The sequence below is a fragment of the Saccharopolyspora sp. NPDC049357 genome (assembly GCF_040677225.1).
In the GTDB taxonomy this organism is placed as follows: Bacteria; Actinomycetota; Actinomycetes; order Mycobacteriales; family Pseudonocardiaceae; genus Saccharopolyspora.
The window spans coordinates 1-21,559 of record NZ_JBFAQJ010000017.1; the positions used below are offsets into that span (position 1 = coordinate 1).

The following is a 21,559-nucleotide window of genomic DNA, read 5'->3' on the forward strand; positions in this document are numbered from 1 at the left end:
GTTCCCGTTTGCCCACCTGCAGCACAGTGATCACCGACCCCGCCACACAGATCACGACCAGCAACACACCGAGCACCAGGTGCCCAGGAGCTCCCGGTGGCCGAACGCCTGGCAGCCGGAGGCGAAACCCGCCCTCCTGGGGCGGTCCTGCAGCAGGTGCGCGGCCGCGTGCACGTTGAGCAGCGCGGTCTGCTTGTAGTTGCAGTTGCCGTGGATGACGCAGTGCGCGCGACCGAGCGGACCCGAGGCGTGCACGGAGTCCAGCGAGGTGTTGATCCGCGGGTTCTCCCTCGGCGGCATCTCGCTTCGGACCTGCGCCGACGTGGCGTCGATGACCTCGTACTTCTCCTGCTCGGACTTGCCCTCCATCTGCTGCAGGGCGGCCGTGACGATCTGCGGCACGGCCTGCATCAGCTCGCGGTTGAACACCCCGCCCGACGCGCGGGCGTTGGCGACCCGGGGGTCGTTCTTGAACCACACCGGGTGCGAGGTTCCGCCCCACGGCAGCGCGAGCGCGAGCTCGTGCTGGCCCGGAACGACGACCTCGGTCAGGCCACCGTCGGCGGGCCACGCCACGAACTGGTTCTGCTCCAGGTAGAAGGCTTCGGAGAACGCCGCGTTGGTCAGGATCGTGTTGGTCGAGGCGACGGTCGGGTAGCCCTTCCAGAACACCTGGATGTCGAGGGTGTCCAGCCCGGGGGTCTCCAGGCAGATGTTGGCCGCGATCTCGCCGATGGTGTACATCTGCGCCAGACCGGGGGACAGCAGCAGGCCCTGGGCCGCGAAGTCGGCGCCGTAGCGCCGTTCCACGTCGATCATCCAGTTCTGCTCGCCGTTGGGATCGGTGTAGTGCGCACCGATGTCCAGGCACGCCTGCACGACCTCGTAGCCGTAGCGGGCGAAGGGGCCGACGGTGTTGATCACGACCTTCGCGCCGCGGAACTGCTCGGCCAGCGCCGACGCGTCGTGCTCCACCTCGACGATCTCGTGCGGCACGGTCTCCACACCGGGAACCGCCTCGACGGCTTCCTTGACGCGCTGGTGATCGCGGCCGGCGGCAAGGAACGGGATGTTGTACTCGCGCAGGTATTCGCAGATGAGGCGTCCCGTGTAGCCGGAGGCCCCGTAGACGACGACAGGCTTGTCAGTGCTCACGAACTCGTCCTTTCGCAGTGGAGAAGCAGGTCACATGCCCATGCCGCCGTCGACCGGGAGCCCTGCTCCGGTGATGTACTTGGCGGCTCCCGATGCCAGGAACACGACGGCGTCGGCCATGTCGTCGACCTGCCCGAGCCGTCCCTGCGGCGTCAGGTCCACGACCGCCTTGGCGGCTTCCTCGGGGGAGGGGAAGAGCCCGATCTCCGCGCAGTCGACGGCGAGCTGGTTGCCCATCGCGGTAGGGGTCAGGCCGGGGTAGATGCAGTTGACGCGAACCCCGTAGCCGAGCTTTCCGGACTCCGCCGCCGCGACCCTGGTCAGCCGGTCGATCGCGGACTTCGTCGCGGAGTAGATCGAGATCCCGGGGAAGGCGATGGTGGCCGCGACGGAGGCGACGTTGACCACGGCTCCGCCGTTGCCGGCCGGACCGTCCGGGCGCATCGCGCGGAAGGCGTGCTTGAGCCCCAGCGCCGTGCCGAGCACGTTGACGTCGAGCATCTTGCGGACGTCGGCGGGGTCGAGATCGGCGACGAGACTGGTGATCTCGACACCGGCGTTGTTGACCAGCAGGTCGAATCCGCCGAGTGCGGCGATGACCTCCGGGACCGCTGCGGCCCAGCTGTCCTCGTCGGTGATGTCGAGCTTGATGAATTCCGCCGTGGCGCCCTTCGCTCGCAGCGACTCGGCGGTCTGCTTGCCCTCGTCGTCGAGCACGTCGCCGATGGCCACGGCGGCGCCCGCGGCGGCCAGCGCCTCGGCCATTCCGGCTCCGAGACCGCGCGCACCCCCTGTGACCAGTGCTCTTCTTCCGGACAGGTCGTAACTCGTCATGCGGAATCTCCTCCTTGAGATCACTGCTGAGCTCTGCCCTCGAACCTGGAGTGCGAGTTGGGTCACCATAGAAGCGTTCTTTGACAGTCGTCAAGAAATTCTTTGACAAGTGTCAAGGGAAGGGTGAGGGATAGACTGGCGGGCAGCCGCAACGCCGGATCCAGCCAGCCGACAGGGACGAACCCGTGACCGAGGTCGCTGAAACCAAGCAGGAGCGGATCGCTCGCCGCCAGGTCGACAAGTTCGAGACGCGACGCAGAGAGCTCGCCGTCGCGACGCTCCACACCCTCGCCGACCTGGGATACGCGCGCACGAGCCTGCGGGAGATCGCGCAGAACTCGGAGTTCTCGCACGGCGTCCTGCACTACTACTTCGCCGACAAGCGAGACCTGATCACCCAGGCGGTCCGGCAGTACGAAGAGGTCTGCGTGACCCGCTACGACGACGTCGTGGCGAACGCGGGTACCGCCGAGGAGCTCCGGAACGGCTTCGTCGACATGTTCTTCGGGACCCTCAAGGCCGACGCCCACCTGCACCGGCTCTGGTACGACCTGCGCAACCAGAGCCTTTTCGACGAGTCGTTCCGCAACGACGTGCTCGACATCGACGGCCGCAGGCAGGAGATGATCTGGCGCGTCCTGAGCCGCTACGGCGAGCTCTCCGGCACCGAACCGGCCACCTCGCGGGCGGCCGCCTACGCGACCCTCGACGGCGTCTTCCAACTCGCCCTGCTCCACCAGCTGTCCGAAATGGACGAACAGGTCGCCGACCTCGCGGACGAGCTCGCCAGGTTGCTCGACCTCCTGCTCGCTAAATAGCCCCCAGCGCGACGAAACCGGGCCGACCTCCTTCAGGAGGCCGGCCCGTTCTCGTGGGGTTGGTCAGCGGTGGTTGGTTCCTGCAGGGCCGTGTGTGGGCTGAAGATTCACGAATCGGACACTTACGAGAGATCGAAGGGGGCGGGGGAGTGCCCTTCCCAGATCTGGCGGGATGCCTGTTCGGGGTAGGGCAGCGTCTTCGACTCGGTGTCCAGGACGCGGGTGAGGTGCCCGCCGGGCCGGTGGGCGGACCAGCCCGCGTCGCCGGTGGTGACGAAGCGGACCCATGCCTCCTGGAGTTCGTGGGAGAGCGCGACGGCCTCGGGAGTGGGTTCCTCGCCGATGAGCTGGGTGCCGACGGGGCTGTCCAGCGTGCCGAACGCAAGGGGCAGGTCGAGGCTGTGGCAGGCGCCCAGGATGCCGCCGAGGGCCGGGGCGACCCAGCACAGTTCGAACAGGTACGAGGTGCCGCCGGCTGCGGCGTTCGCCTCGGCCAGCTTCTGTGACGGCATGCGGAAGAGGGCGTCGGAGTACACCGTCTCCACCAGCTCCTCCGGGCCTGCCTGCGGGAACGCGGCACGGTAGGCCCGCGCGCCGTCCGGCTGAGGGGCGTGCAGGTCCAGGGCTGCGTGGGCGTTCCCCTCGGTGAAGGTGCCGTACCGTCCGCTCATGACGCTGAAGTAGCGGAATTCGTCCCGGGTGTGGCCGACGAGCAGTTCGGTCCCGCTCGCGCGCGCGCCGGTCAGCGCGGGCCAGGGCGTTTCCGGAAGGACCTCGCCGTCGACGACGGGGCACAGCGCGGTGCCGGTCTCCGTGAGGCGTCCCCAGCTCTCCCGGTGCGCGTGGAGGCCGGCGTTGAAGGAGGTGAGCTCGGCGGCCAGGTGCCATGGGTCGATGGCGCGCAGGGCCTCGGCGGTGGGGGCCGCCGCGCCGAGCCGCTCCGCGAACGTGGCGGTGACCTGCCGTGCCAGCGCGGGGGTGCTGTGCAGCCCCGGCACCGAATGGGCGATGGCCCGCCGGAACAGGCCGCGCGCGGACTTCATCGTCAGCAGGGCGGCGACCGACCCCGCCCCGGCGGACACCCCGCCCACGGTGACCTGGCCGGGGTCGCCTCCGAAGGCGGCGATGTTGCGCTGCACCCACTCCAGCGCCGCGATCTGGTCGAGGAATCCGCGGTTGGGCGGCACGTCGTCGAGGAACGCGAATCCGTCCGCGCCCACGCGGCAGTTGATGGTCACCACGACGACTCCCGCCTCTGCCAGCGCTGCCGGGTCGTACATCGGGTCGCTCGACGCCGCCGAGAGGTAGCCGCCCACGGGGATCCACACCAGCACCGGCAGTCCCGCCGCGCCGGGATCCGGAGTAGCGACGTTGAGCGTCAGCCAGTCGGTGCCCTGCGGGGGCACGTCGATCGGAAGGGACAGCGGGACCACGGGGCCGAAGTCGACCGCCTGCCTCGTCCCCTCCCAGCGGTGTGGCGGCGAGGGCGCGGCGAAGCGGAGCGCTCCGACCGGGGGCTGGGCGTAGGGGATGCCGCGGAACACCGCATGCCCTTGCCTCCGGCGCCCCTGCACCACGCCTTCCGTGGTCCGTACCTTTGGCCGTTCGGACATGACGATCCCTTCCCTCGAGTGGGCCCCAGGGTTATGGGTCAGGTGTATTATGTCAACTGTATTGGAACAGTCCCGGGGTACGAGGGAGAGGCCGGCGATGCCGAAGCAGGTGGATCACCGCGGACGCCGCGAAGCGATCGCCCGCGCACTGTGGCGGGTGGTGGAGCAGCGCGGCGTCACACAGCTGACGATGCGCGTGGTGGCGCAGGAGGCGGGCATGTCACTCGGGCAGCTGCAGCACTACTTCGCCTCCCGGACCGCCATGCTCTCCTTCGCCATGGACTTCGCGTCCGAGCAGACCTCGGTGCGCGTGCACCAGGGGCTCGAAGAGCTCGGTGACCGTCCGCACCCCCGGGACGTGCTGCGACTGACGCTCGCGGAAATGCTCCCCCTGCATGCCGACGCCCGTGCGACCAGCCGGATGAGCGCCGCCTACGTCCTGGAGGCGCTGCACGACGAGGTCGTGCACGAGCAGGCGCGCCGCGGCCTCGTCCAAGGGCGGGACCTCGTCGAGCAGTTGGTCCGCCAGGCGATCGCCGACGGGCACATCGACTCCGGCCGCGACCCGGCGACCGAGACCGACCTGCTCCTCGCCCTCACCGGCTTCACCCCCCTGATCGAACTCGACGTGATCGAGCCCCAGGACGCGCTCGCCGCGATCGACGTGCACCTGGACCGGCTGTTCAGGAGTACGTGACCTGCCCCCGGACATGGGGGCAGGTGGGGACAAGACCAGCTCTGGTCCGGCCGCTTCCCGGCCTGGTGCCACCTGACCGGCCACCTCTGGCACGACGGGCCGACCTCCTTCAGGAGGCCGGCCCGTTCTCGTGGGGTTGGTCAGCGGTGGTTGGACTGCAGGGCTTCTCGCAGGACCGCCGGTTGGCCGTGGGTGGACTGGGTGCCCACCGCTTCCGGGGTGGGTTGCGGCAGCGGCTCGCACGTGGTGTCCGGGCCGTCGCCGGGCTGGCGGGCGGGGAGCTTGCCCGTCAGCAGGTAGTCCGCGATCTGGTCGTCCTCGCAGGCGTTTCCGCTCAGCGAGCCCGAGTGCGTGGTGCCGCCGGGGAGGCTGATCAGGCTGGAGTTCGGGAAGCGCTTGCGGGCTTCCAGGGCTCCCGGGAACGGGGTGGCGGCGTCGAGCTCTTCGCTGATGAGCAGCGCGCTCTCGACCTCGCTGCCGTCGACCTCGACCGGCTTGCCCGCCTTGGCCGGCCAGTTCAGGCACGGGGCGTTGTACCAGGCGTTGCCCCAGGTCTCGAAGGGCGCCTTGGCGTGGGTCTCCCAGTTGTCCTCGCGCCACTGCTCCCAGCTGGTCGGCCACTGGATGTCCGTGCACTGCACGCCCGTGTAGATGGCGTAGCCGTTGTCGTCGCCCGGGGCGTTGGTGTCGTCGTAGAGCGCCTTGGCCGGGGCCCAGTCGCCGTTGTTGACCCACGCCGAGAACGCCTGCGCGCGCTCCGGCCAGACCGACGTCGAGTACCCGGCCTGCAAGAACAGGTCCGTCCACTCCGACGAGCCGATCACGTCACCGGCGGGCTGCTGGTCGAGCCTGGCGAGCTGGTCGTAGTACTGCTTCTCCACGTCGGCCGCGGTGGTGCCCAGGTGGTAGGTCGCGTCGTTGCGGGCGACCCAGTCGAAGAAGATCTTGATGTTGCGGTCGAAGGCCACGTCCTGGTTCAGGTTCGCCTGGTACCAGATGTCCTCGACGTCGACCACGCCGTCCATCACCACGCGCCGCATCCGCTGCGGGTGCAGCGTGCCGTAGACCTGACCGAGGTAGGTGCCGTAGGAGAAGCCGTAGTAGTTGATCTGCTCCTGGCCCAGCGCCTTGCGGATGCTGTCCATGTCCTCGACCGAATCGGTGGTCTTGATGTGGTCGAGGAGCTTGCCCGCGTTGCCGCACGCCTTCGCGTAGCCCTCGGTGCGCTCCAGCCAGGTCTTCTCCAGCTCGGGCGTGGGCACGTAGTGCGGGCGGTCGTAGCCGAAGTAGTTCGGGTCGCACGACAGCGCGGGCTCACTGCTGCCCACGCCGCGCGGGTCGAAGCCGATCCAGTCGTAGGCCGCGCCTGCGTTCTTCGGCACGTACGAACCGAGCACGCTCAAGTTCAGCCCCGAACCGCCCGGGCCACCCGGGTTGACCAGCATGACTCCCTGGTACTGGTCCTCCGGAACGGTGTGCTTGATGCGCGAGACCGCGAGCTTGATCTGCTCGCCCGCCGGGTCGGCGTAGTCCAGCGGAACCGAGACCGCGCCGCACTCGGCACCGGCCTTCTGCAGGGACTCGCTGGCGCACGGACCCCATTGGATCGGCGCCGGGGTGAATTCGGGTGCCGGCGCGGCCGATGCCGAGCCGACCGTCGGCGATAAGCCGATCAGCAGCCCGAGCGCCAGCGCGGTGGTGGCGGCTTTTTTCACGAATCGTCCTCGTCTGTCCGAGTTCTCGCCGGTGACGGCGATGCAGTGTGGACAGTTAACGAGATCGAATCGGTTCAGAGATCGTGATTGGCGAAAAATGGTCGAACCGGCCGCGTTTCCGCTCGGTCACCTGCTCAGCCAGGGGGAGGGCTTGTCGGTGACCGGGCGGGTCGGGTCCTGGTGCAGCGGTGCCTCGGGCTCGTCGATGCGCAGCGGGATCAGGCCCTCGGTGATGGCGCGCATGATGCGGTCGCGGGCGCGCGCGGCGTCACCGACGCGATCGGCGGCCAGGTCGGAGAGGTCCACCGGGGAACCGAAGTGGACCCGCATCGTCGGCCGCCGCACGATCGCCCGCAGCCACGACGAGAGCAGAACCCACAGGTCGCGGGCGCTCTCCACGCGGACCATGCCGTAGCACATGGCCTCGTGCGCACCCCACTGGCTGATCGGGATCACCGGGGTCCCGGCGGCCAGCGCCATGCGCGCCACACCGGTCTTGCCCCGCTCGGGCCACATGTTCGGCTCCAGGGTGAGCCGCCCCTCCGGGTAGACCAGAACCGGATTCGGGTTCTCGGTGAGCGCGTTGACGACCTTGCCCAGCGCCTCGCCCGCGCTCGCCTTGCCCCGGTCGGCGCGGACGTGACGCCCGGCGCGCATGATCGAACCGATCACCGGCGCGTCGAACAGTCCTCCGGTGGCCACGAAGCGCGGCGAGATCTTGCGCTCCCGGCAGGCCGCGATGAGCACCAGAGGATCCAGGTTGCCGATGTGGTTGGCCGCCATCAGCAGCGGCTTCCCGCGCAGGTCATCCGGCACGTCGCCGGTGATGATCAGTCGCCCGGTCAACGCGATCACCGCGCGGTCCACGCCCATCAGCGCACGCCACAGCCTCGGCGTGGTGCCGAACAGGTTCTCGCGGTCGCTTCGGTGTGTCGGCTCCGGGCCGCTGGGCAGGGCAACCATGATGGGCAAGGATCTCATGGCTTGTGCGCCGGAAGGGCGCGAACCCCTGTGGTTGTTGTGACGGGAGAGGCGGGTGCCGATACCGTGTGGGGCATGGCGAGCCGGACAACTAACGGGGGGCGGGGCTCGTCGCGCGGCAAGGCGGCGACGCAGCGTAGCGGCTCCGCCGCGAAGCGTGGCAGCTCCGCTGCGGGGGCGAAGGGCAAGAGCAGCGCCTCCAAGGGGCAGAGCAAGCCGAATCCCCGATCGACGCACGCGCCGCGCAAGACGCCCGCGAAGCGCACCCCCGCCAAGAACACCAAGAAGCAAGGTGGCGGACTCGGCGGCGTGGTCCGCGCGGTCGGCAAGACCCGCGAGCTCGACCCCGCCCACCGCCGCGACGGAATCGCGCTGATCCACCTCGCGCTGGCCGTGATCGTGGCCGCGGGCGTGTGGTGGAAGGCGGGCGGGCCGGTCGGTCACTGGTTCGACTGGGCGCTGCGCTCGGTCATCGGCATCGGCGCGCTCGTGCTCCCCATCGTCCTGCTGATCACCGCGGTGATCCTGATGCGCACCGAGACCAGCCCAGAAGCCCGGCCGCGCGTGGTCATCGGCTCGGTTCTGCTGCTGTTCGCGACGCTGGGAACCATCCACGTCCTGTCGGGTTCCCCGTTGCAGTCCGAAGCATGGCCCGTAGCGGGAGGTGCGCTCGGATTCGTCGCCGGTGGCGCGCTGGCCTACGGCCTGACCGGCTACGTCGCCGTTCCCGTGCTCGTCCTCGCAGGACTGTTCGGGCTGCTCGTGCTCACCGGGTCCTCGGTCCGCGAGGTGCTCGCCAAGCTGCGCGGCGAGGGCCACGACGACGAGGGCGGCTTCGAACCCGCGCCCAGCAAGGCCGAGCTCGAGGGCGATCCGAATGCGGTCAAGCTGCGCCGCCCGTCCCGGCGCCGCCAGTCGGCGATGTCCGAGCAGGACGAGCAGCTCTCCCTCGACGACGTCCCGGACGAGCCGGCCAAACCCGCCAAGCCCAAGGCCGCCGAGGTCCCGGCCGCCAAGCCGGAGAAACCCGAGAAGCCGAAGAAGAGCGATCAGCCGCTGATCAGCCGCGACGTCGAGGGCGACTACCAGCTGCCGCCGCTGGACGTGCTCACCGACGGCGACCCGCCGAAGAGCCGCAGCAAGGTCAACGACTCGATGATCGAGGCCATCACCGCGGTCCTGGAGCAGTTCAACATCGACGCGCAGGTCACCGGCTTCACCCGGGGCCCGACGGTCACCCGCTACGAGGTGGAGCTCGGGCCCGGCGTGAAGGTCGAGAAGATCACCGCGCTGACCAAGAACATCGCCTACGCCGCCGCCACCGACAACGTGCGGCTTCTCGCCCCGATCCCCGGCAAGTCCGCGGTCGGCATCGAGGTGCCCAACAGCGACCGCGAGATGGTGCGGCTCGGCGACGTGCTGCGCTCCAGCGAAGCCGCGAAGGACACCCATCCGCTGGTCATGGGCTTGGGCAAGGACATCGAAGGTCACATGGTGACCGCGAACCTGTCCAAGATGCCGCACCTGCTGTGCGCGGGTTCGACCGGTTCCGGTAAGTCGAGCTTCGTCAACTCGATGCTGGTGTCGTTGCTGGCGCGCGCCACCCCGCAGGAGGTCAGGATGATCCTGATCGACCCGAAGATGGTGGAGCTCACGCCCTACGAGGGCATTCCGCACCTGATCACGCCCATCATCACCCAGCCGAAGAAGGCCGCCGCCGCGCTGGCCTGGCTGGTGGAGGAGATGGAGCAGCGGTATCAGGACATGCAGGCCAACCGGGTCCGGCACATCGACGACTTCAACGCCAAGGTGCGCTCGGGCGAGATCACCGCGCCGCTGGGCAGCGAGCGCGAGTACAAGCCGTACCCGTACATCCTGGCGATCGTCGACGAGCTGGCCGACCTGATGATGACGGCCCCGCGCGACGTCGAGGACGCGATCGTGCGGATCACGCAGAAGGCCCGCGCCGCGGGCATCCACCTGGTGCTGGCCACCCAGCGGCCGTCGGTGGACGTGGTCACCGGCCTGATCAAGACCAACGTGCCCTCGCGGCTGGCGTTCGCGACCTCGTCGCTGACCGACTCCCGGGTCATCCTCGACCAGCCCGGCGCCGAGAAGCTGATCGGCATGGGCGACGCGCTCTACCTGCCGATGGGTGCTTCGCGGCCGGTGCGCGTGCAGGGCTCGTTCGTCGCCGACGACGAGATCCACCGCATCGTCGCCTACACCAAGGACCAGGCCGACCCGGACTACACCGACGGGGTCACCGCGGCCAAGGCGGGGGAGAAGAAGGAGGTCGACTCCGACATCGGCGACGACCTCGACGTCCTGCTGCAGGCGACCGAGCTCGTCGTGACCAGCCAGTTCGGGTCCACTTCGATGTTGCAGCGCAAGCTGCGGGTCGGGTTCGCCAAGGCCGGCCGGTTGATGGACCTGCTCGAATCGCGCGGGGTCGTCGGTCCGTCGGAGGGTTCCAAGGCGCGCGACGTGCTGGTCAAACCGGACGAGCTGGAGAACGCCCTGTACTCGATCCGCGGCGGGCCACCGCCCGGCGAAGAGGAGTGAGCACGGTCCCGCGGCGAGGTTCAAGCCGCGGGACCGTTTCGTTTTCCGCGCTTTTCACATTGTTCATCACCGTTCGTTTCGCATTCTTTCCACTGCTCCGTTTGCGTTCTGCGAATTGCTCTGAACGGAATTTCCAGAGGGCTCGATTCAGATCCTTTCTGCGATAGCCTCTCCGCCGCTGACGGTTGATCCGCCCGCGGGTTGAGGGGTATCGCGCATGGTCTTTCGGAAAGTTCGCGCTTTGTTGGTCCTGTTTTTCTCGGCGGCATTGGTGGTCGCCGGATTGCAGCAAGCGGCGTTATCCGCACCCGCTCCCGGCGATGTCGGGACCCAAGACGTGGACAAGGGCGAGCTGCTGCGCGTCGGCGGCTCCAGCTATCCGCGGCTGGTGCGGCTGGAGAACTCCGGCGAGGCCAACGGTCGCGTGCTGTCGAGCATGACGACCTACCGGGACAACGCCGGTTTCGCGGTGATCTTCGAGAGCCGCGACGACGGGAAGACCTTCCAGCCGCTCTCCGAGATCCACGATCCCGCAGGTGAGGACACTAAGGGGATGTGCTGCTCGACGCTGTACGAGCTTCCGCAGCAGGTCGGCGACATGCCTGCCGGGACGCTGCTGTGGGCTGGTTCCGCGGGCATCGGTTCCGACGAGGACGAGCGGCGGACCAGCATCCGCGTGTGGCGCAGCGACGACCACGGCAAGACCTGGAGCTACCTCTCCGACGTCGTGCAGGCCCCGGTCGGGCCCGGCGTGTGGGAACCCGAGTTCACCGTTTCCGAGCAGGGCGACCTGGTCGCGTTCTATTCCGATGACAGCGACCCGAAGCACGATCAAAAACTGGTGCAGGTGCGTTCCTCGGACGGTCGTAATTGGACCGATGCGAAGGACATGCTGAAGAACGACGAGTTCACGGTGCGCCCCGGAATGTCGGGAGTTCGCAAACTCCCGGACGGCACCTACCTGATGGTCTACGAGGTCTGCAATTACGACCCGGTGCACACCTGCACGGTCTGGATCCGCAAATCCTCCGACGGCTGGGACTGGGGCGACTCCTACGACCTCGGCACCGAGATCGTCTCAGACACCGGCGGGCAGCCTCTCGGCACGCCGACCATCGCTCTCGCGCCCGGTCCGAACCCCAACGGACGACTGCTGCTGGGCTACCAGATGCTCGGCGGTGACAACGGCGGCTGGGCGCCCGGCAACGGCAAGACCGTGATGGTCAACGACGACCCGAAGGACCTCGACGGGCCGTGGAAGGAGATCCCGTCCCCGGTGCAGATCAGCTACAACCAGGGCAGCTCCTGCCGGAACTTCAGCCCCAGCCTGCTGGCCGGCGAGGACGGCAAGTCCATGATCCACGTGGCCACGGACTTCGAGCACTACATCGGCGGGCCGTGCGAGGCGTTCTACGGGGTCGGCCCGATCGACGGCGGGACCGCTGCGGCGAAGTCCGAACCCCGTCCGATGGACACCCGGATCGGCCGCTGACGGCCGACCAGCGGGAAAAAGACGGCCCTCACCCGGCGAGACGGTCCTCCCGTCGGGTGAGGGCTTTTCGAATTTCGCGCGAAATTTGAATCCGCCCACGCGGCCGGGCGTGTCTGCGCAGGTCAGTGGGGTGCGGTTGGTTTGGTTGTCAAACTTCGCGCGAAATTCGAGTCGGAACTTCGGGGCTCGAATTTCGCGCGAAATTCGAACAGGGCCGCTCAGCGCTGGGCGGCGCGCTCCGGGACGTTGGCCATCTCCACGGCTTCGGCGAGCGACGAGGCGGAGCCGCCGAACTGGCGAACGGCCTGGTAGTACAGGTCCGCGGTGGCCTCGCAGGCGTCCTCGCCGTCGCACGCCGAGTACATGTCGTCGCGGAAGTTGTCGTCGATCTTCAGCCGGTGGTCCTCGGTGAACCGGTCCTGCGACTTGTAGTTGCGGTAGCCGAAGTCGTGCCGGTCGCAGCTCTCCAGGAACTCGTAGCCGAACGGCGAATCCGGGGAATAGGAGCAGCCGTCGGAGGACCAGTCGAGCTGGTCGGGGTGGGGCTGCTCGGAGCGGGTCTGGGTGAACTCGTCGAGCGAGTACTCGTAGAGGTAGTTGTCGGTGGTCTTCTGCAGCTCTTCCGGCGTGAGGTCGGCGGCGAGCGCCGTTCCGCCGGTCAGCAGCAGGGCACCGGTGGCGGCCACGGTGGCGATCAGGCCACGGCGACGGTTGCGTTCCAAGGCAGGCTCCTCTGGGGGGAACGGATGACCACAGTTGTTTATAACCGGTACCAGAGGGGCTCGTGAGAAAGTTGCGAACTTACGAACGCGAACGGTTGATGAACGACGACAGGTGGAGTTCGGGCTCACGCGGAGCGGGGAGCGGAAACCCCGAAGCGGCTCCGTCGCGGCGTGTCGCCGTCACACCGGCAGTTCGAGGAGCATCCGGGTGTTGCCCAGGGTGTTGGGCTTGATGTTGGCCAGGTCCAGGAACTCCGCGACTCCGGCGTCGACCGACCGCCGCATCTCCTCGTAGACCTCGGGGCTCACCGGAGCGCCGTCGATGGTGCGGAAGCCGTGCCGCCCGAAGAACTCCGTCTCGAAGGTCAGGACGAACACGCGCGTCAGGCCCAGCTCGGTGGCCAGTTCGACGAGCCGCCGGACGACGCGGTGCCCGATGCCGCGCCCCTTGACCACCGGATCGATCGCCACCGTGCGGATCTCGGCGAGGTCCTCCCACAGCACGTGCAGCGCGCCGCAACCGACCACGCGACCGTCGTCCTCGGCCACCCAGAACTCCTGGATGTCCTCGTAGAGCGTGACGAGTTCCTTCTCCAGGAGCACTTCTCCCGCGTAGGTGTCGACCAGCGCCTTGATCGTCGGGACGTCGGCGATCCGAGCACGTCGAATCACTATCTCCGACGGCGCATAACCATTCATGCATCCATCGTAACTCCGCGCCCTCGGCGGAGCGCGCGAATATCAGGCCAGCTGCAACAGCATCCGCGTGTTGCCCAAGGTGTTCGGCTTGACGTGCGCCAGGTCCAGGAACTGGGCGACGCCCTCGTCCGGCGAGCGGCGGATCTCGTCGTAGACGTCCGGCGGGACGGGCGTGTCGGCGATCGGCCGGAAGCCGTGCCCGGCGAAGAACTCCGTCTCGAAGGTCAGCACGAAGATCCGGGACAGCCCCAGCTCCGCGGCGCGCTCGATCAGCCGGTCGACGATGAGGTGGCCGACCCCACGCCCCTTCTCCATCGGGTCGACGGCCACGGTGCGGATCTCGGCGAGGTCTTCCCACAGCACGTGCAGCGCGCCGCAGCCCACGATGTGCCCCTCGTCCTCGGCGACGCGGAACTCCTGGATGTCCTCGTAGAGGGCGACCAGTTCCTTGCCGAGGACCACCTTTCCCGCGTAGTGGTCGATCAAGGACTTGATCGCTCGCGCGTCGCGGACTCGGGCCGGTCGCACCTCGATGGCATTCACGTTAGGTAAGCCTAACCATTGCAACAGGACGATGGTCGTCCGGACAGTCGTAATCTTGGCCACCACTCGGAGGTATTCTGCGGTGGCAGGCTCGTTGCCGAGGGTCGACGGCAGGGACGTTAGGCTCGGCGTATGTCAACCGAGCAGCAACACCACCGAGTCGCCATGGTCACGCTCGGTTGCGCCCGCAATGAGGTCGATTCCGAGGAGCTCGCCGGCAACCTGCACGGCCGGGGCTGGGACCTCGTCGAACCCGACGACGCCGAAGTGGTCGTGGTCAACACCTGCGGCTTCGTCGAGTCCGCCAAGAAGGACTCCGTGGACACGCTGCTGGCCGCCTCCGACACCGGCGCGAAGGTCGTCGCCGTCGGCTGCATGGCCGAGCGCTACGGCGCCGAACTCGCCGAGCAGATGCCCGAAGCCGATGCCGTCCTGGGCTTCGACCACTACGACAACCTCGCCGACCGGCTCGATGACGTGCTCGCCGGTCGCGCCGTGCAGCCCCACCAGCCGCAGGACCGGCGCACGATGCTGCCGATCAGCCCGGTCTCGCGCCCGGCCGCCGCGGCCGAGGTCGCCGTCCCCGGTCACGGCTGGGTCCCCGCCGCGCGGGAGGTCTCCCGCCGCAGGCTCGACGACTCTCCGGTCGCCGCGCTCAAGCTCGCGTCGGGATGCGACCGCCGCTGCTCGTTCTGCGCCATCCCCTCGTTCCGGGGCTCCTTCCTGTCCCGCCCGCCGGAGGAGATCCTCGGCGAAGGCGCCTGGTTGGCCCGCAACGGCGCCAAGGAGCTGTTCCTGGTCAGCGAGAACTCCACCTCCTACGGCAAGGACCTCTCCGACCAGCGCGCGCTGGAAACCCTGCTGCCGAGGCTTGCCGAGCTCGACGGCGTCGAGCGGGTGCGGGTGTCCTACCTGCAGCCCGCCGAGACCCGTCCGGGCCTGGTGCGCACCATCGCCTCCGCGCCCGGCGTGGCGCGCTACTTCGACCTCTCCTTCCAGCACTCCAGCGAGTCCGTGCTGCGCCGGATGCGCCGGTTCGGCTCCACCGAGTCGTTCCTGCAGCTCATCGAGCAGATCCGGGAACTGTCCCCGGAAGCGGGCATCCGCAGCAACTTCATCGTCGGCTTCCCCGGTGAGACCGAGGAGGACTTCGCCGAGCTGCAGGACTTCCTCACCCGGGCCCGGCTCGACGCCATCGGCGTGTTCGGCTACTCCGACGAGGACGGCACCGAGGCCGCGGGCTTCGACGACAAGCTCGACCCGGACGTGGTCGCCAAGCGCGTCGAGCAGCTGACCGCCCTGGCCGACGAGCTGATCGCGCAGCGCGCCGAGGACCGCATCGGCACCGAGGTCAGCGTCATCGTCGAGCGCTTCGACGATGACGACGTCATCGGCCGCGCCGACCACCAGGGTCCCGAGGTCGACGGCGAATGCCTGATCGTCGAGTGCGACGAGCTCGCGGTCGGTGAGCTGGTGCGCTGCGAGGTCATCGACAGCGAAGGCGTGGACCTGGTGGTGCGACCGCTGGAGAAGTCCGGGGAGCAGCCATGACGGCAGAAGGCCAGGCGCCGCAGGCGCCCGTCCTCAACATCGCCAACGTGCTGACCATGTCCCGGCTGCTGCTGGTGCCGGTCTTCCTGGTCGCGCTGTTCTGGGGCGACGGGCACGACGAGCTGTGGCGCTGGGTCGCCACCGGTGTGTTCGCGCTGGCCTCCATCACCGACCGCATCGACGGCGAGATCGCCCGCAAGCGCGGGCTGGTCACCGACTTCGGCAAGATCGCCGACCCGATCGCCGACAAGGCGCTCACCGGCGCCGCGCTGGTCGGGCTGAGCCTGCTCGGCGACCTGTGGTGGTGGGCGACCTGGGTGATCATCGTTCGCGAGCTGGGCGTGACCCTGCTGCGGTTCTGGGTGATCCGGCACGGCGTGATCGCGGCCAGCCACGGCGGGAAGATCAAGACGCTGCTGCAGGCCATCGCCATCGGGCTCTACCTGCTGCCGCTGGGCTCCTGGATGGACATCCCGCGCTGGATCGTGCTCGCCGCCGCGCTGATCGCCACCGTCGTGACCGGCCTGGACTACGTGATCCGCGCGCTGCGGCTGCGGGCCGCGGGCGACGCGAGGGCCGGCGCATGATCCTCGAACCCATCGGCCTGCCGTTCTCGCAGGTCGCGGCGTTGATCGAGGCCCTGCGGCAGCGCGGTGAGACGGTCGCGACCGCGGAATCGCTCACCGCGGGACTCGTCGCGGCGGCGCTGACCGAGGTGCCCGGCGCCAGCGCCGTGGTGCGCGGCGGTCTCGTCGTCTACGCCACCGACCTCAAGGACCGGCTCGCCGGGGTGGACCCCGACCTGCTCGCCGAGCACGGTGCGGTTCACCCGGACGTGGCAGCCCAACTCGCCGTCGGCGCGTCGCGTCGGTGCGGAGCGGATTGGGGCATCGGGCTCACCGGCGTGGCGGGCCCGGATCCGCAGGACGGAGTCGCTCCCGGCACCGTTCACCTGGGCTTTACCGGTCCGCGAGGAACGCAGGTGCGCACGGTGGTGCTCGACGGTGATCGCCACGCGGTGCGCGCGGCGGCCGTTCGGGTGGCTCTGGAACACTTCGCCGCGCTGCTGCGTTGAACAATTTGCAGGAGGGGTCGTCATGTGTTCGCGTGCGCTGTGCGCTGCGTAAACATGGCCCAACGAGGACTAGGCCGATCGATCATGGACCGTTCGCCCTGGGCGGACTTCCGCTCGATCGTTCTCGTTCCGGCCCATCGATGAGTAACGTAGGGGGCGTTCACGCGTAGTGCACGCGGAAGGCGACGAAGGAAGGGAGGCGCGCGATGACCGTATTGTTGCGGGAGGCGGTCGGTGAACGGCTGCGCCGCGCCCGGACCGCACAGTCTCGGACGTTGCGGGACGTTTCGCGCGCTGCCCGGGTGAGTCTCGGATACCTGTCCGAGGTCGAACGGGGCCGCAAGGAGGCGTCCAGTGAGCTGCTGTCCTCGATCTGTGATGCCTTGGACCTGCCGCTGCCAGAGCTGTTGGTGACCGTGGCCGGTGACCTCGACGGGACGATGGTCGTGCCATCCGTCGTCGAGCAGCCGGCGACCGCGGACCTCGACGGTGGTCAGCTGGTGCCGAGCCTCATCGGTGCCGAGCTCGCCGACGCCGAGCAGCAGTTCGCCGATGCCGGTGACGCCCGCGCGGGGCTTCAGCCGGTGCTCAGCCAGCGCATCAGCGCTCCTGTGCGCAAGCAGGTAGTGGCCGCCTGAACGACTATGAGCTTTTGAGGAGTTGCTTCGCGCAGCGGTGCGGGTAGCAGAACCTGCGGCGGTGCGAGTTGAGTCCCACAACTGAAACAGCGGCTCCGCCGCAGTCCTCAACAGGGTCTTGACGAGACGACACACCCGACCGCCCCGCGTGCCACCGGCCCGCGGGGCGGTCTGGTTTTAGTTGATCACGGTTCAATGTCCGTTATGCCCCCGGAGCGGCGGCGGTCGGACGGGGCTGGTTCGATCAACGTTGAGCGGTCCGGGAAATACCCGGAGATCTGCCGTGTTTGGTGGAAGCGGACACAACTACCTGACACGATGGAACCAGCCGAGGCTCTTGATGCGTTGTATCGGCGAGAGATCGGCTGGGGGCAGCCGGCAAGCGGAGAGAAGGCAGGCGGAGGAGATGGCCAACCCGTTCGTGAAGGCCTGGAAGTACCTGATGGCGTCGTTCTCGTCGAAGGTCGACGAGCACGCCGACCCGAAGGTGCAGATCCAGCAGGCCATCGAAGAGGCCCAGCGGCAGCACCAGAGCCTCTCCCAGCAGGCCGCGTCGGTGATCGGCAACCAGCGCCAGCTGGAGATGAAGCTGAACCGCCAGCTCGGCGAGGTCGAGAAGCTGCAGGCCTCGGCCAAGCAGGCGCTGGTGATGGCCGACCAGGCTCGCACCGAAGGGGACGAGGCCAAGGCCCAGAAGTACGAGGAGACCGCGACGCAGCTGGCCAGCCAGCTGGTCACCGCGGAGCAGGGCGTCGAGGACCTCAAGACGCTGCACGACCAGTCGCTGGGTGCCGCCGAGCAGGCCAAGCAGGCCGTCGAGCGCAACGCGCAGGTCCTGCAGCAGAAGATCGCCGAGCGCACCAAGCTGCTCAGCCAGCTGGAGCAGGCCAAGATGCAGGAGCAGGTCTCGGCGTCGATGAAGTCGATGACCGAGGTGTCCGCTCCCGGCAACACGCCCTCGCTGGACGAGGTCCGGGACAAGATCGAGCGCCGCTACACCACCGCGCTCGGCGAGGCGGAGCTCGCGCAGAACAGCGTGCAGGGCCGGATGATGGAGGTCGAGCAGGCCTCCGTGGACGCGGCCGGCGCCAGCCGCCTCGCCCAGCTGCGCGCCTCCATGGGTGGCGGCGAGCAGCAGCAGGTCACCGGCGGTGCGCAGCAGCAGCTCTCCAGCGGCGGTGAGCAGACCCCCGCCGAGACGAAGAAGCAGGAGAAGCCGCAGGCTGACCAGGCCTGATCGAGGCGGAGGCGCCATGTCCCGGAAACAGGAGCTCGCGCAACTGGGCGAGGCGGCCCTGGAGACCCTGCGCGGGCCGGTGGCGACCGAGGTCCGGCGCAAGTGGGCCGACTGGCGCGATCCGCGTGCCCGCCTGGTCCGCCGGCGCAAGGCGGCCAAGCGGATCGCGGGCACCAGCGGCGCCACCGCCGGTGTCTTCGGGCTGGGTGCCGTCGCTTCGTGGATGACGCCGATCGTGGATTCGGTCTTCCTCTGGCAGTGGGCCGGGGAGACCGCCGCGGTCGGTCTCGGCGGTGTCGCCGTGGCCGGTGGTGTGGGCGCGGTCAGCGCCGGCTTGAAGTACCGGAAGTTGAAGAACACGCCGCTGCCGGAGTCCACCGCCGGCGAGCCCCTGCCGGCTCCGGGTTCGGCCGCGCGACCGCCGATGCAGCGGTTGCGGGAGGCGGAGCAGACGCTCAACAACGCGCTGGTCGAGCTCACCTCGGCCGGTGCGGGTGCTTCGGCGGCCGAGGCGCGGGCGACGGCGGACACGGCTGCGGCGGAGCTGCGCCGGGGCGCCAAGCGGCTGGTGGCGGTGGAGTCGGCGATGCGCTACGCGCCGCCCGCCGAGCAGCAGGAGCTCCGCGCGGACGTCGACCGCCTGCGGGCGGAGCTGGACGAGGGCGTGTCGGGCTACGGCGGCGTGGTGGCCGCGGCCGGGCGCGCGGTGGCCGCGAGCGGTTCGGGTGAGCAGCGGCACCTGCTGCAGGACGCCACGGACCGGTTGGCCGGTCTTGCCGCCGGGATGCGCGAGGTCTTCGGCGAAGTGGACGGGTCCAGTCAGCACTGATCTTCACCACGCGCTGCATGCGCATCACTAGTGGTAGTCGATAATTTCTCACATTCGACGGACCGGGTGCCTTGATTGCGTGATGCCGAATAGTAATCTTTCCCCAGTCATCACATGCCGTGACAGTAGTTCCACCTGAACGGTGGCTCGGGGAGGCCAATGTGGCGTTGTGGGCCGTGCACGGCAACGGTCGACGACTGCTGCGCGATTCCGTCGTTTCCTCCGAGGAGCGCCTGAGCTGGCCGCTCACGATCGGCTTCGGCGTGCAGCACCTGCTCGCGATGTTCGGCACCACCACTCTCGTGCCGCTGCTGACCGGATTCCCGGTCGCCACCACCCTGCTGCTGTCCGGTGTGGGCACGCTGCTGTTCCTGGTGATCACCCGCAACCGGGTGCCGAGCTACCTGGGTTCCTCGGTGGCGTTCGTGGTGCCGATGAGCGCCGCGGTCAGCGAGGTCGGCGCCGGTCCGGCGGCCCTGCTCGGCGGGATCATGGTGGTCGGACTGGTGGTGCTGGCCTTCGGCGTCGCCGTCAAGGCGCTGGGCGTGCGCCTGCTGGAGACCGCGATGCCGCCCGTGGTCACCGGCGCGATCGTGCTCATGATCGGGCTCAGCCTCGCCCCGCAGTCCGTCTCGTCCTTCGACCAGCAGCGGGTTCCCGCCGCTCTGACGCTGGGAACCGTCGTGCTGCTGACGGTGATCAGCCGCGGCATGGCGGGACGAGCGGCGGTGCTGATCGGCGTCCTGGTGGGGTGGCTGTACGCGGCCGGGATGGGGCAGCTGGTGCCCGAGCGGGTCGCCGAGCTGGCCGCGGCGCCGTGGATCGGCTTCCCGGAGATGATCACGCCGCAGGTGCACGTCTCGGTGGTGCCGTTCGTGCTTCCGCTGGCGATAGTGCTGGTCGCCGAGCACGTCGCGCACCTCAAGGCGGTCGCCGCCGTGTCGGGCCGCGATCTCGACCCCTACGTCGGTGACGCGCTCATCGGCGGTGGGCTGGCCACGATGCTGTCGGGTTCGGCCGGTGGCTCGGCGGTGAGCAGCTACGCGGCCAACATCGGCGTCATGGCCGCGACGCGCGTCTACTCCACGGCGTCCTGCTTCGTCGCGGCGCTGTCGGCGATCGTGCTGTCGTTCTCCCCGAAGCTCGCCGCCCTGATCAACACGGTGCCGATGGGCGTCCTCGGCGGAGCGACGCTCGTCCTGTTCGGGATGCTCGCGCTGGTCGGGGTCCGGATCTGGCTCGACGCCCGCGTCGACTTCGCCGACCCCGTCAACCTCGCGGTCCTCGGCACGGCCGTCATCGCCGGCGTCGGCGATCTGACGCTCAGCGTCGGCGACCTCCGCATCACCGGTCTCGTCTGGGGCTCCATCGGGATCGTCATCGTCTACCCCCTCCTGCGGAACCTCGCAGACCTCCGCAACGTCCCCTGACCAGCACCCCACCCTTGGTTCCTCGGCCCCGGGGACACACCCCTCGCGCACCCGTTTTCCCGATTTCAGTGGAAACCGGGGTTCCGATTTCCACTGAAGTCCATGTCCTGATTTCCACTGAAATCTGGGGGTGTCCGATTTCCACTGAAATCCGTGTCCTGATTTCCACTGAAATCCGGGGGTCAGGGTTGGCAGCGGGGGCAGTGGTAGGTGACGCGGTGGTCCGGGGGTTGGCCCTGGGATCCTCTTCGGACCGGGTTTCCGCAGCGCAGGCAGGCCCTTCTGGCGTAGACCCAGTGCTGATCGCCGCGGCGGAGGCTCTTGGTCGTGGTCTGCTCCGGGTGCCAGGCGTTGCGCAGGAGGAGGTCGTGGCTGAGCCGGACCGCCGCGCGGGCGTCGATCTCGCCCACCGGGGTCCGGGGGGAGCGGCCGAGGAGGAAGCAGACCTCGGTCTTGTAGAGGTTCCCGACGCCGGCCATGATCCGCTGATCCATCAGGGCCAGGCCGATCTCGCGGTCCGGGTCGGCGGTGAGCCTGCGCAGCGCCTCGTCCTCCTGCTCAGGACCCCAGTCCGGGGACAGCAGATCCGGGCCCAGGTGCCCGATGAGCTCCGACTCGCGCGAGGTGGGCAGCCAACGCAGGTCGTGCAGGGCGAAGCCGACCGCGACCCGGTCGGCCGTCGCCAGGATCGCGCGCGCCTGATGTCCGGGACGCCGCCACCGGCCGCTCGGCGGGTACAGGTGCCAGGCGCCGTCCATCCTCAGGTGGTTGTGCAGCGTGCGGCCGTGCTCGAAGCGGATCAGCAGGTGCTTGCCCGCCGGGCGGACCTCGTTCACCACCCGGCCCTTCAGCTCCACAGTGGACAGGCGGGGGTGCCGGATCTCGCCGCGGATCAGCTCCCGCCCGGCCAGGGCCTCGTTCAGCCGGTGGCAGGCGAGGAAGACCGTGTCGCCCTCGGGCACCGG

Annotated in this window: 20 protein-coding genes; 11 read left to right on the top strand and 9 right to left on the bottom strand. The window is 69.0% G+C overall.

Annotated elements, in window-relative coordinates; all coding sequences use genetic code 11:
- Nucleotides 1-51 precede the first annotated feature (51 nt).
- Complete coding sequence (locus tag AB0J91_RS16340) at nt 52-1,155, bottom strand: DUF5938 domain-containing protein (protein ID WP_363869175.1); 1,104 nt, start codon at nt 1,153-1,155, stop codon at nt 52-54.
- A 30-nt stretch (nt 1,156-1,185) separates the two neighbouring features.
- Entirely contained in the window at nt 1,186-1,989 is an 804-nt protein-coding gene (locus AB0J91_RS16345) for an SDR family oxidoreductase (protein WP_363869178.1), read from the bottom strand.
- 185 nt (nt 1,990-2,174) lie between these two features.
- Here AB0J91_RS16345 and AB0J91_RS16350 point away from each other — a divergent pair, with 185 nt between their 5' ends.
- Complete coding sequence (locus tag AB0J91_RS16350; protein ID WP_363869181.1) at nt 2,175-2,807, top strand: TetR/AcrR family transcriptional regulator; 633 nt, start codon at nt 2,175-2,177, stop codon at nt 2,805-2,807.
- A gap of 122 nt (nt 2,808-2,929) precedes the next feature.
- Here AB0J91_RS16350 and AB0J91_RS16355 read toward each other — a convergent pair whose 3' ends face one another.
- On the bottom strand, nt 2,930-4,420 hold the full coding sequence (locus AB0J91_RS16355; protein WP_363869185.1) for a carboxylesterase family protein: 1,491 nt from the start codon (nt 4,418-4,420) through the stop codon (nt 2,930-2,932).
- A 97-nt stretch (nt 4,421-4,517) separates the two neighbouring features.
- Between AB0J91_RS16355 and AB0J91_RS16360 the strand changes: the two genes are divergently transcribed.
- On the top strand, nt 4,518-5,117 hold the full coding sequence (locus tag AB0J91_RS16360) for a TetR family transcriptional regulator C-terminal domain-containing protein (RefSeq protein ID WP_363869188.1): 600 nt from the start codon (nt 4,518-4,520) through the stop codon (nt 5,115-5,117).
- 140 nt (nt 5,118-5,257) lie between these two features.
- On the opposite strand, the gene AB0J91_RS16365 is transcribed toward AB0J91_RS16360, so the two are convergent.
- Nucleotides 5,258-6,796 (bottom strand): alpha/beta hydrolase, encoded by a 1,539-nt coding sequence (locus AB0J91_RS16365; RefSeq protein WP_363869416.1) that lies wholly within the window; start codon nt 6,794-6,796, stop codon nt 5,258-5,260.
- A 162-nt stretch (nt 6,797-6,958) separates the two neighbouring features.
- Nucleotides 6,959-7,705, bottom strand: a complete 747-nt coding sequence (locus tag AB0J91_RS16370) for a lysophospholipid acyltransferase family protein (RefSeq protein ID WP_363869419.1) — start codon at nt 7,703-7,705, stop codon at nt 6,959-6,961.
- A gap of 183 nt (nt 7,706-7,888) precedes the next feature.
- Here AB0J91_RS16370 and AB0J91_RS16375 point away from each other — a divergent pair, with 183 nt between their 5' ends.
- Together AB0J91_RS16375 and AB0J91_RS16380 are read left to right on the top strand one after the other, a co-directional pair.
- Nucleotides 7,889-10,378, top strand: a complete 2,490-nt coding sequence (locus AB0J91_RS16375; RefSeq protein WP_363869191.1) for a DNA translocase FtsK — start codon at nt 7,889-7,891, stop codon at nt 10,376-10,378.
- 241 nt (nt 10,379-10,619) lie between these two features.
- Entirely contained in the window at nt 10,620-11,870 is a 1,251-nt protein-coding gene (locus tag AB0J91_RS16380; protein ID WP_363869194.1) for a sialidase family protein, read from the top strand.
- A 218-nt stretch (nt 11,871-12,088) separates the two neighbouring features.
- Here the strand turns inward: AB0J91_RS16380 and AB0J91_RS16385 are convergent, their stop codons facing one another.
- The 3 genes from AB0J91_RS16385 to AB0J91_RS16395 all read right to left on the bottom strand — a co-directional run bounded on the left by AB0J91_RS16385 (nt 12,089) and on the right by AB0J91_RS16395 (nt 13,834).
- Complete coding sequence (locus tag AB0J91_RS16385; protein ID WP_363789131.1) at nt 12,089-12,592, bottom strand: phospholipase; 504 nt, start codon at nt 12,590-12,592, stop codon at nt 12,089-12,091.
- A gap of 180 nt (nt 12,593-12,772) precedes the next feature.
- On the bottom strand, nt 12,773-13,291 hold the full coding sequence (locus tag AB0J91_RS16390; RefSeq protein ID WP_363869196.1) for an amino-acid N-acetyltransferase: 519 nt from the start codon (nt 13,289-13,291) through the stop codon (nt 12,773-12,775).
- A gap of 42 nt (nt 13,292-13,333) precedes the next feature.
- Nucleotides 13,334-13,834: an amino-acid N-acetyltransferase gene (locus AB0J91_RS16395; RefSeq protein ID WP_363869199.1), complete on the bottom strand. Its 501-nt coding sequence runs from the start codon at nt 13,832-13,834 to the stop codon at nt 13,334-13,336.
- Nucleotides 13,835-13,966: 132 nt separating this feature from the next.
- Between AB0J91_RS16395 and rimO the strand changes: the two genes are divergently transcribed.
- From rimO to AB0J91_RS16430, 7 genes are all read left to right on the top strand, one after another.
- Nucleotides 13,967-15,385, top strand: coding sequence for a 30S ribosomal protein S12 methylthiotransferase RimO (gene rimO, locus AB0J91_RS16400; protein ID WP_363869202.1), 1,419 nt, complete (start codon nt 13,967-13,969; stop codon nt 15,383-15,385).
- Nucleotides 15,382-15,972: a CDP-diacylglycerol--glycerol-3-phosphate 3-phosphatidyltransferase gene (gene pgsA, locus AB0J91_RS16405; RefSeq protein ID WP_363789135.1), complete on the top strand. Its 591-nt coding sequence runs from the start codon at nt 15,382-15,384 to the stop codon at nt 15,970-15,972. The genes rimO and pgsA overlap by 4 nt, the downstream gene beginning before the upstream one ends.
- Nucleotides 15,969-16,460 carry a CinA family protein gene (locus tag AB0J91_RS16410; RefSeq protein WP_363869205.1) on the top strand — a complete coding sequence of 164 codons (492 nt, stop codon included), beginning with the start codon at nt 15,969-15,971 and terminating at the stop codon, nt 16,458-16,460. The genes pgsA and AB0J91_RS16410 overlap by 4 nt, the downstream gene beginning before the upstream one ends.
- Nucleotides 16,461-16,666: 206 nt before the next feature.
- A complete protein-coding gene (locus AB0J91_RS16415) occupies nt 16,667-17,098 on the top strand; it encodes a helix-turn-helix transcriptional regulator (RefSeq protein ID WP_363789137.1) in 432 nt (143 codons plus the stop codon).
- A gap of 406 nt (nt 17,099-17,504) precedes the next feature.
- A complete protein-coding gene (locus AB0J91_RS16420) occupies nt 17,505-18,335 on the top strand; it encodes a PspA/IM30 family protein (protein WP_363789138.1) in 831 nt (276 codons plus the stop codon).
- 16 nt (nt 18,336-18,351) lie between these two features.
- Complete coding sequence (locus tag AB0J91_RS16425) at nt 18,352-19,164, top strand: hypothetical protein (protein WP_363869208.1); 813 nt, start codon at nt 18,352-18,354, stop codon at nt 19,162-19,164.
- Between the two features lie 161 nt (nt 19,165-19,325).
- Nucleotides 19,326-20,594 carry a solute carrier family 23 protein gene (locus AB0J91_RS16430; protein WP_363869211.1) on the top strand — a complete coding sequence of 423 codons (1,269 nt, stop codon included), beginning with the start codon at nt 19,326-19,328 and terminating at the stop codon, nt 20,592-20,594.
- A 182-nt stretch (nt 20,595-20,776) separates the two neighbouring features.
- Here the strand turns inward: AB0J91_RS16430 and AB0J91_RS16435 are convergent, their stop codons facing one another.
- Nucleotides 20,777-21,556: a DNA-formamidopyrimidine glycosylase family protein gene (locus tag AB0J91_RS16435; RefSeq protein WP_363869214.1), complete on the bottom strand. Its 780-nt coding sequence runs from the start codon at nt 21,554-21,556 to the stop codon at nt 20,777-20,779.
- Nucleotides 21,557-21,559: the final 3 nt, after the last annotated feature.

Bases quoted from the DNA above. Each gene is read 5' to 3' on its own strand.
- AB0J91_RS16345 (WP_363869178.1), bottom strand. From the start codon at position 1,989: ATGACGAGTTACGACCTGTCCGGAAGAAGAGCACTGGTCACAGGGGGT.
- AB0J91_RS16355 (WP_363869185.1), bottom strand. From the start codon at position 4,420: ATGTCCGAACGGCCAAAGGTACGGACCACGGAAGGCGTGGTGCAGGGG.
- AB0J91_RS16360 (WP_363869188.1), top strand. From the start codon at position 4,518: ATGCCGAAGCAGGTGGATCACCGCGGACGCCGCGAAGCGATCGCCCGC.
- AB0J91_RS16370 (WP_363869419.1), bottom strand. From the start codon at position 7,705: ATGGGCGTGGACCGCGCGGTGATCGCGTTGACCGGGCGACTGATCATC.
- AB0J91_RS16375 (WP_363869191.1), top strand. From the start codon at position 7,889: ATGGCGAGCCGGACAACTAACGGGGGGCGGGGCTCGTCGCGCGGCAAG.
- AB0J91_RS16390 (WP_363869196.1), bottom strand. From the start codon at position 13,291: ATGAATGGTTATGCGCCGTCGGAGATAGTGATTCGACGTGCTCGGATC.
- rimO (WP_363869202.1), top strand. From the start codon at position 13,967: ATGTCAACCGAGCAGCAACACCACCGAGTCGCCATGGTCACGCTCGGT.
- pgsA (WP_363789135.1), top strand. From the start codon at position 15,382: ATGACGGCAGAAGGCCAGGCGCCGCAGGCGCCCGTCCTCAACATCGCC.
- AB0J91_RS16410 (WP_363869205.1), top strand. From the start codon at position 15,969: ATGATCCTCGAACCCATCGGCCTGCCGTTCTCGCAGGTCGCGGCGTTG.
- AB0J91_RS16415 (WP_363789137.1), top strand. From the start codon at position 16,667: ATGACCGTATTGTTGCGGGAGGCGGTCGGTGAACGGCTGCGCCGCGCC.
- AB0J91_RS16420 (WP_363789138.1), top strand. From the start codon at position 17,505: ATGGCCAACCCGTTCGTGAAGGCCTGGAAGTACCTGATGGCGTCGTTC.
- AB0J91_RS16425 (WP_363869208.1), top strand. From the start codon at position 18,352: ATGTCCCGGAAACAGGAGCTCGCGCAACTGGGCGAGGCGGCCCTGGAG.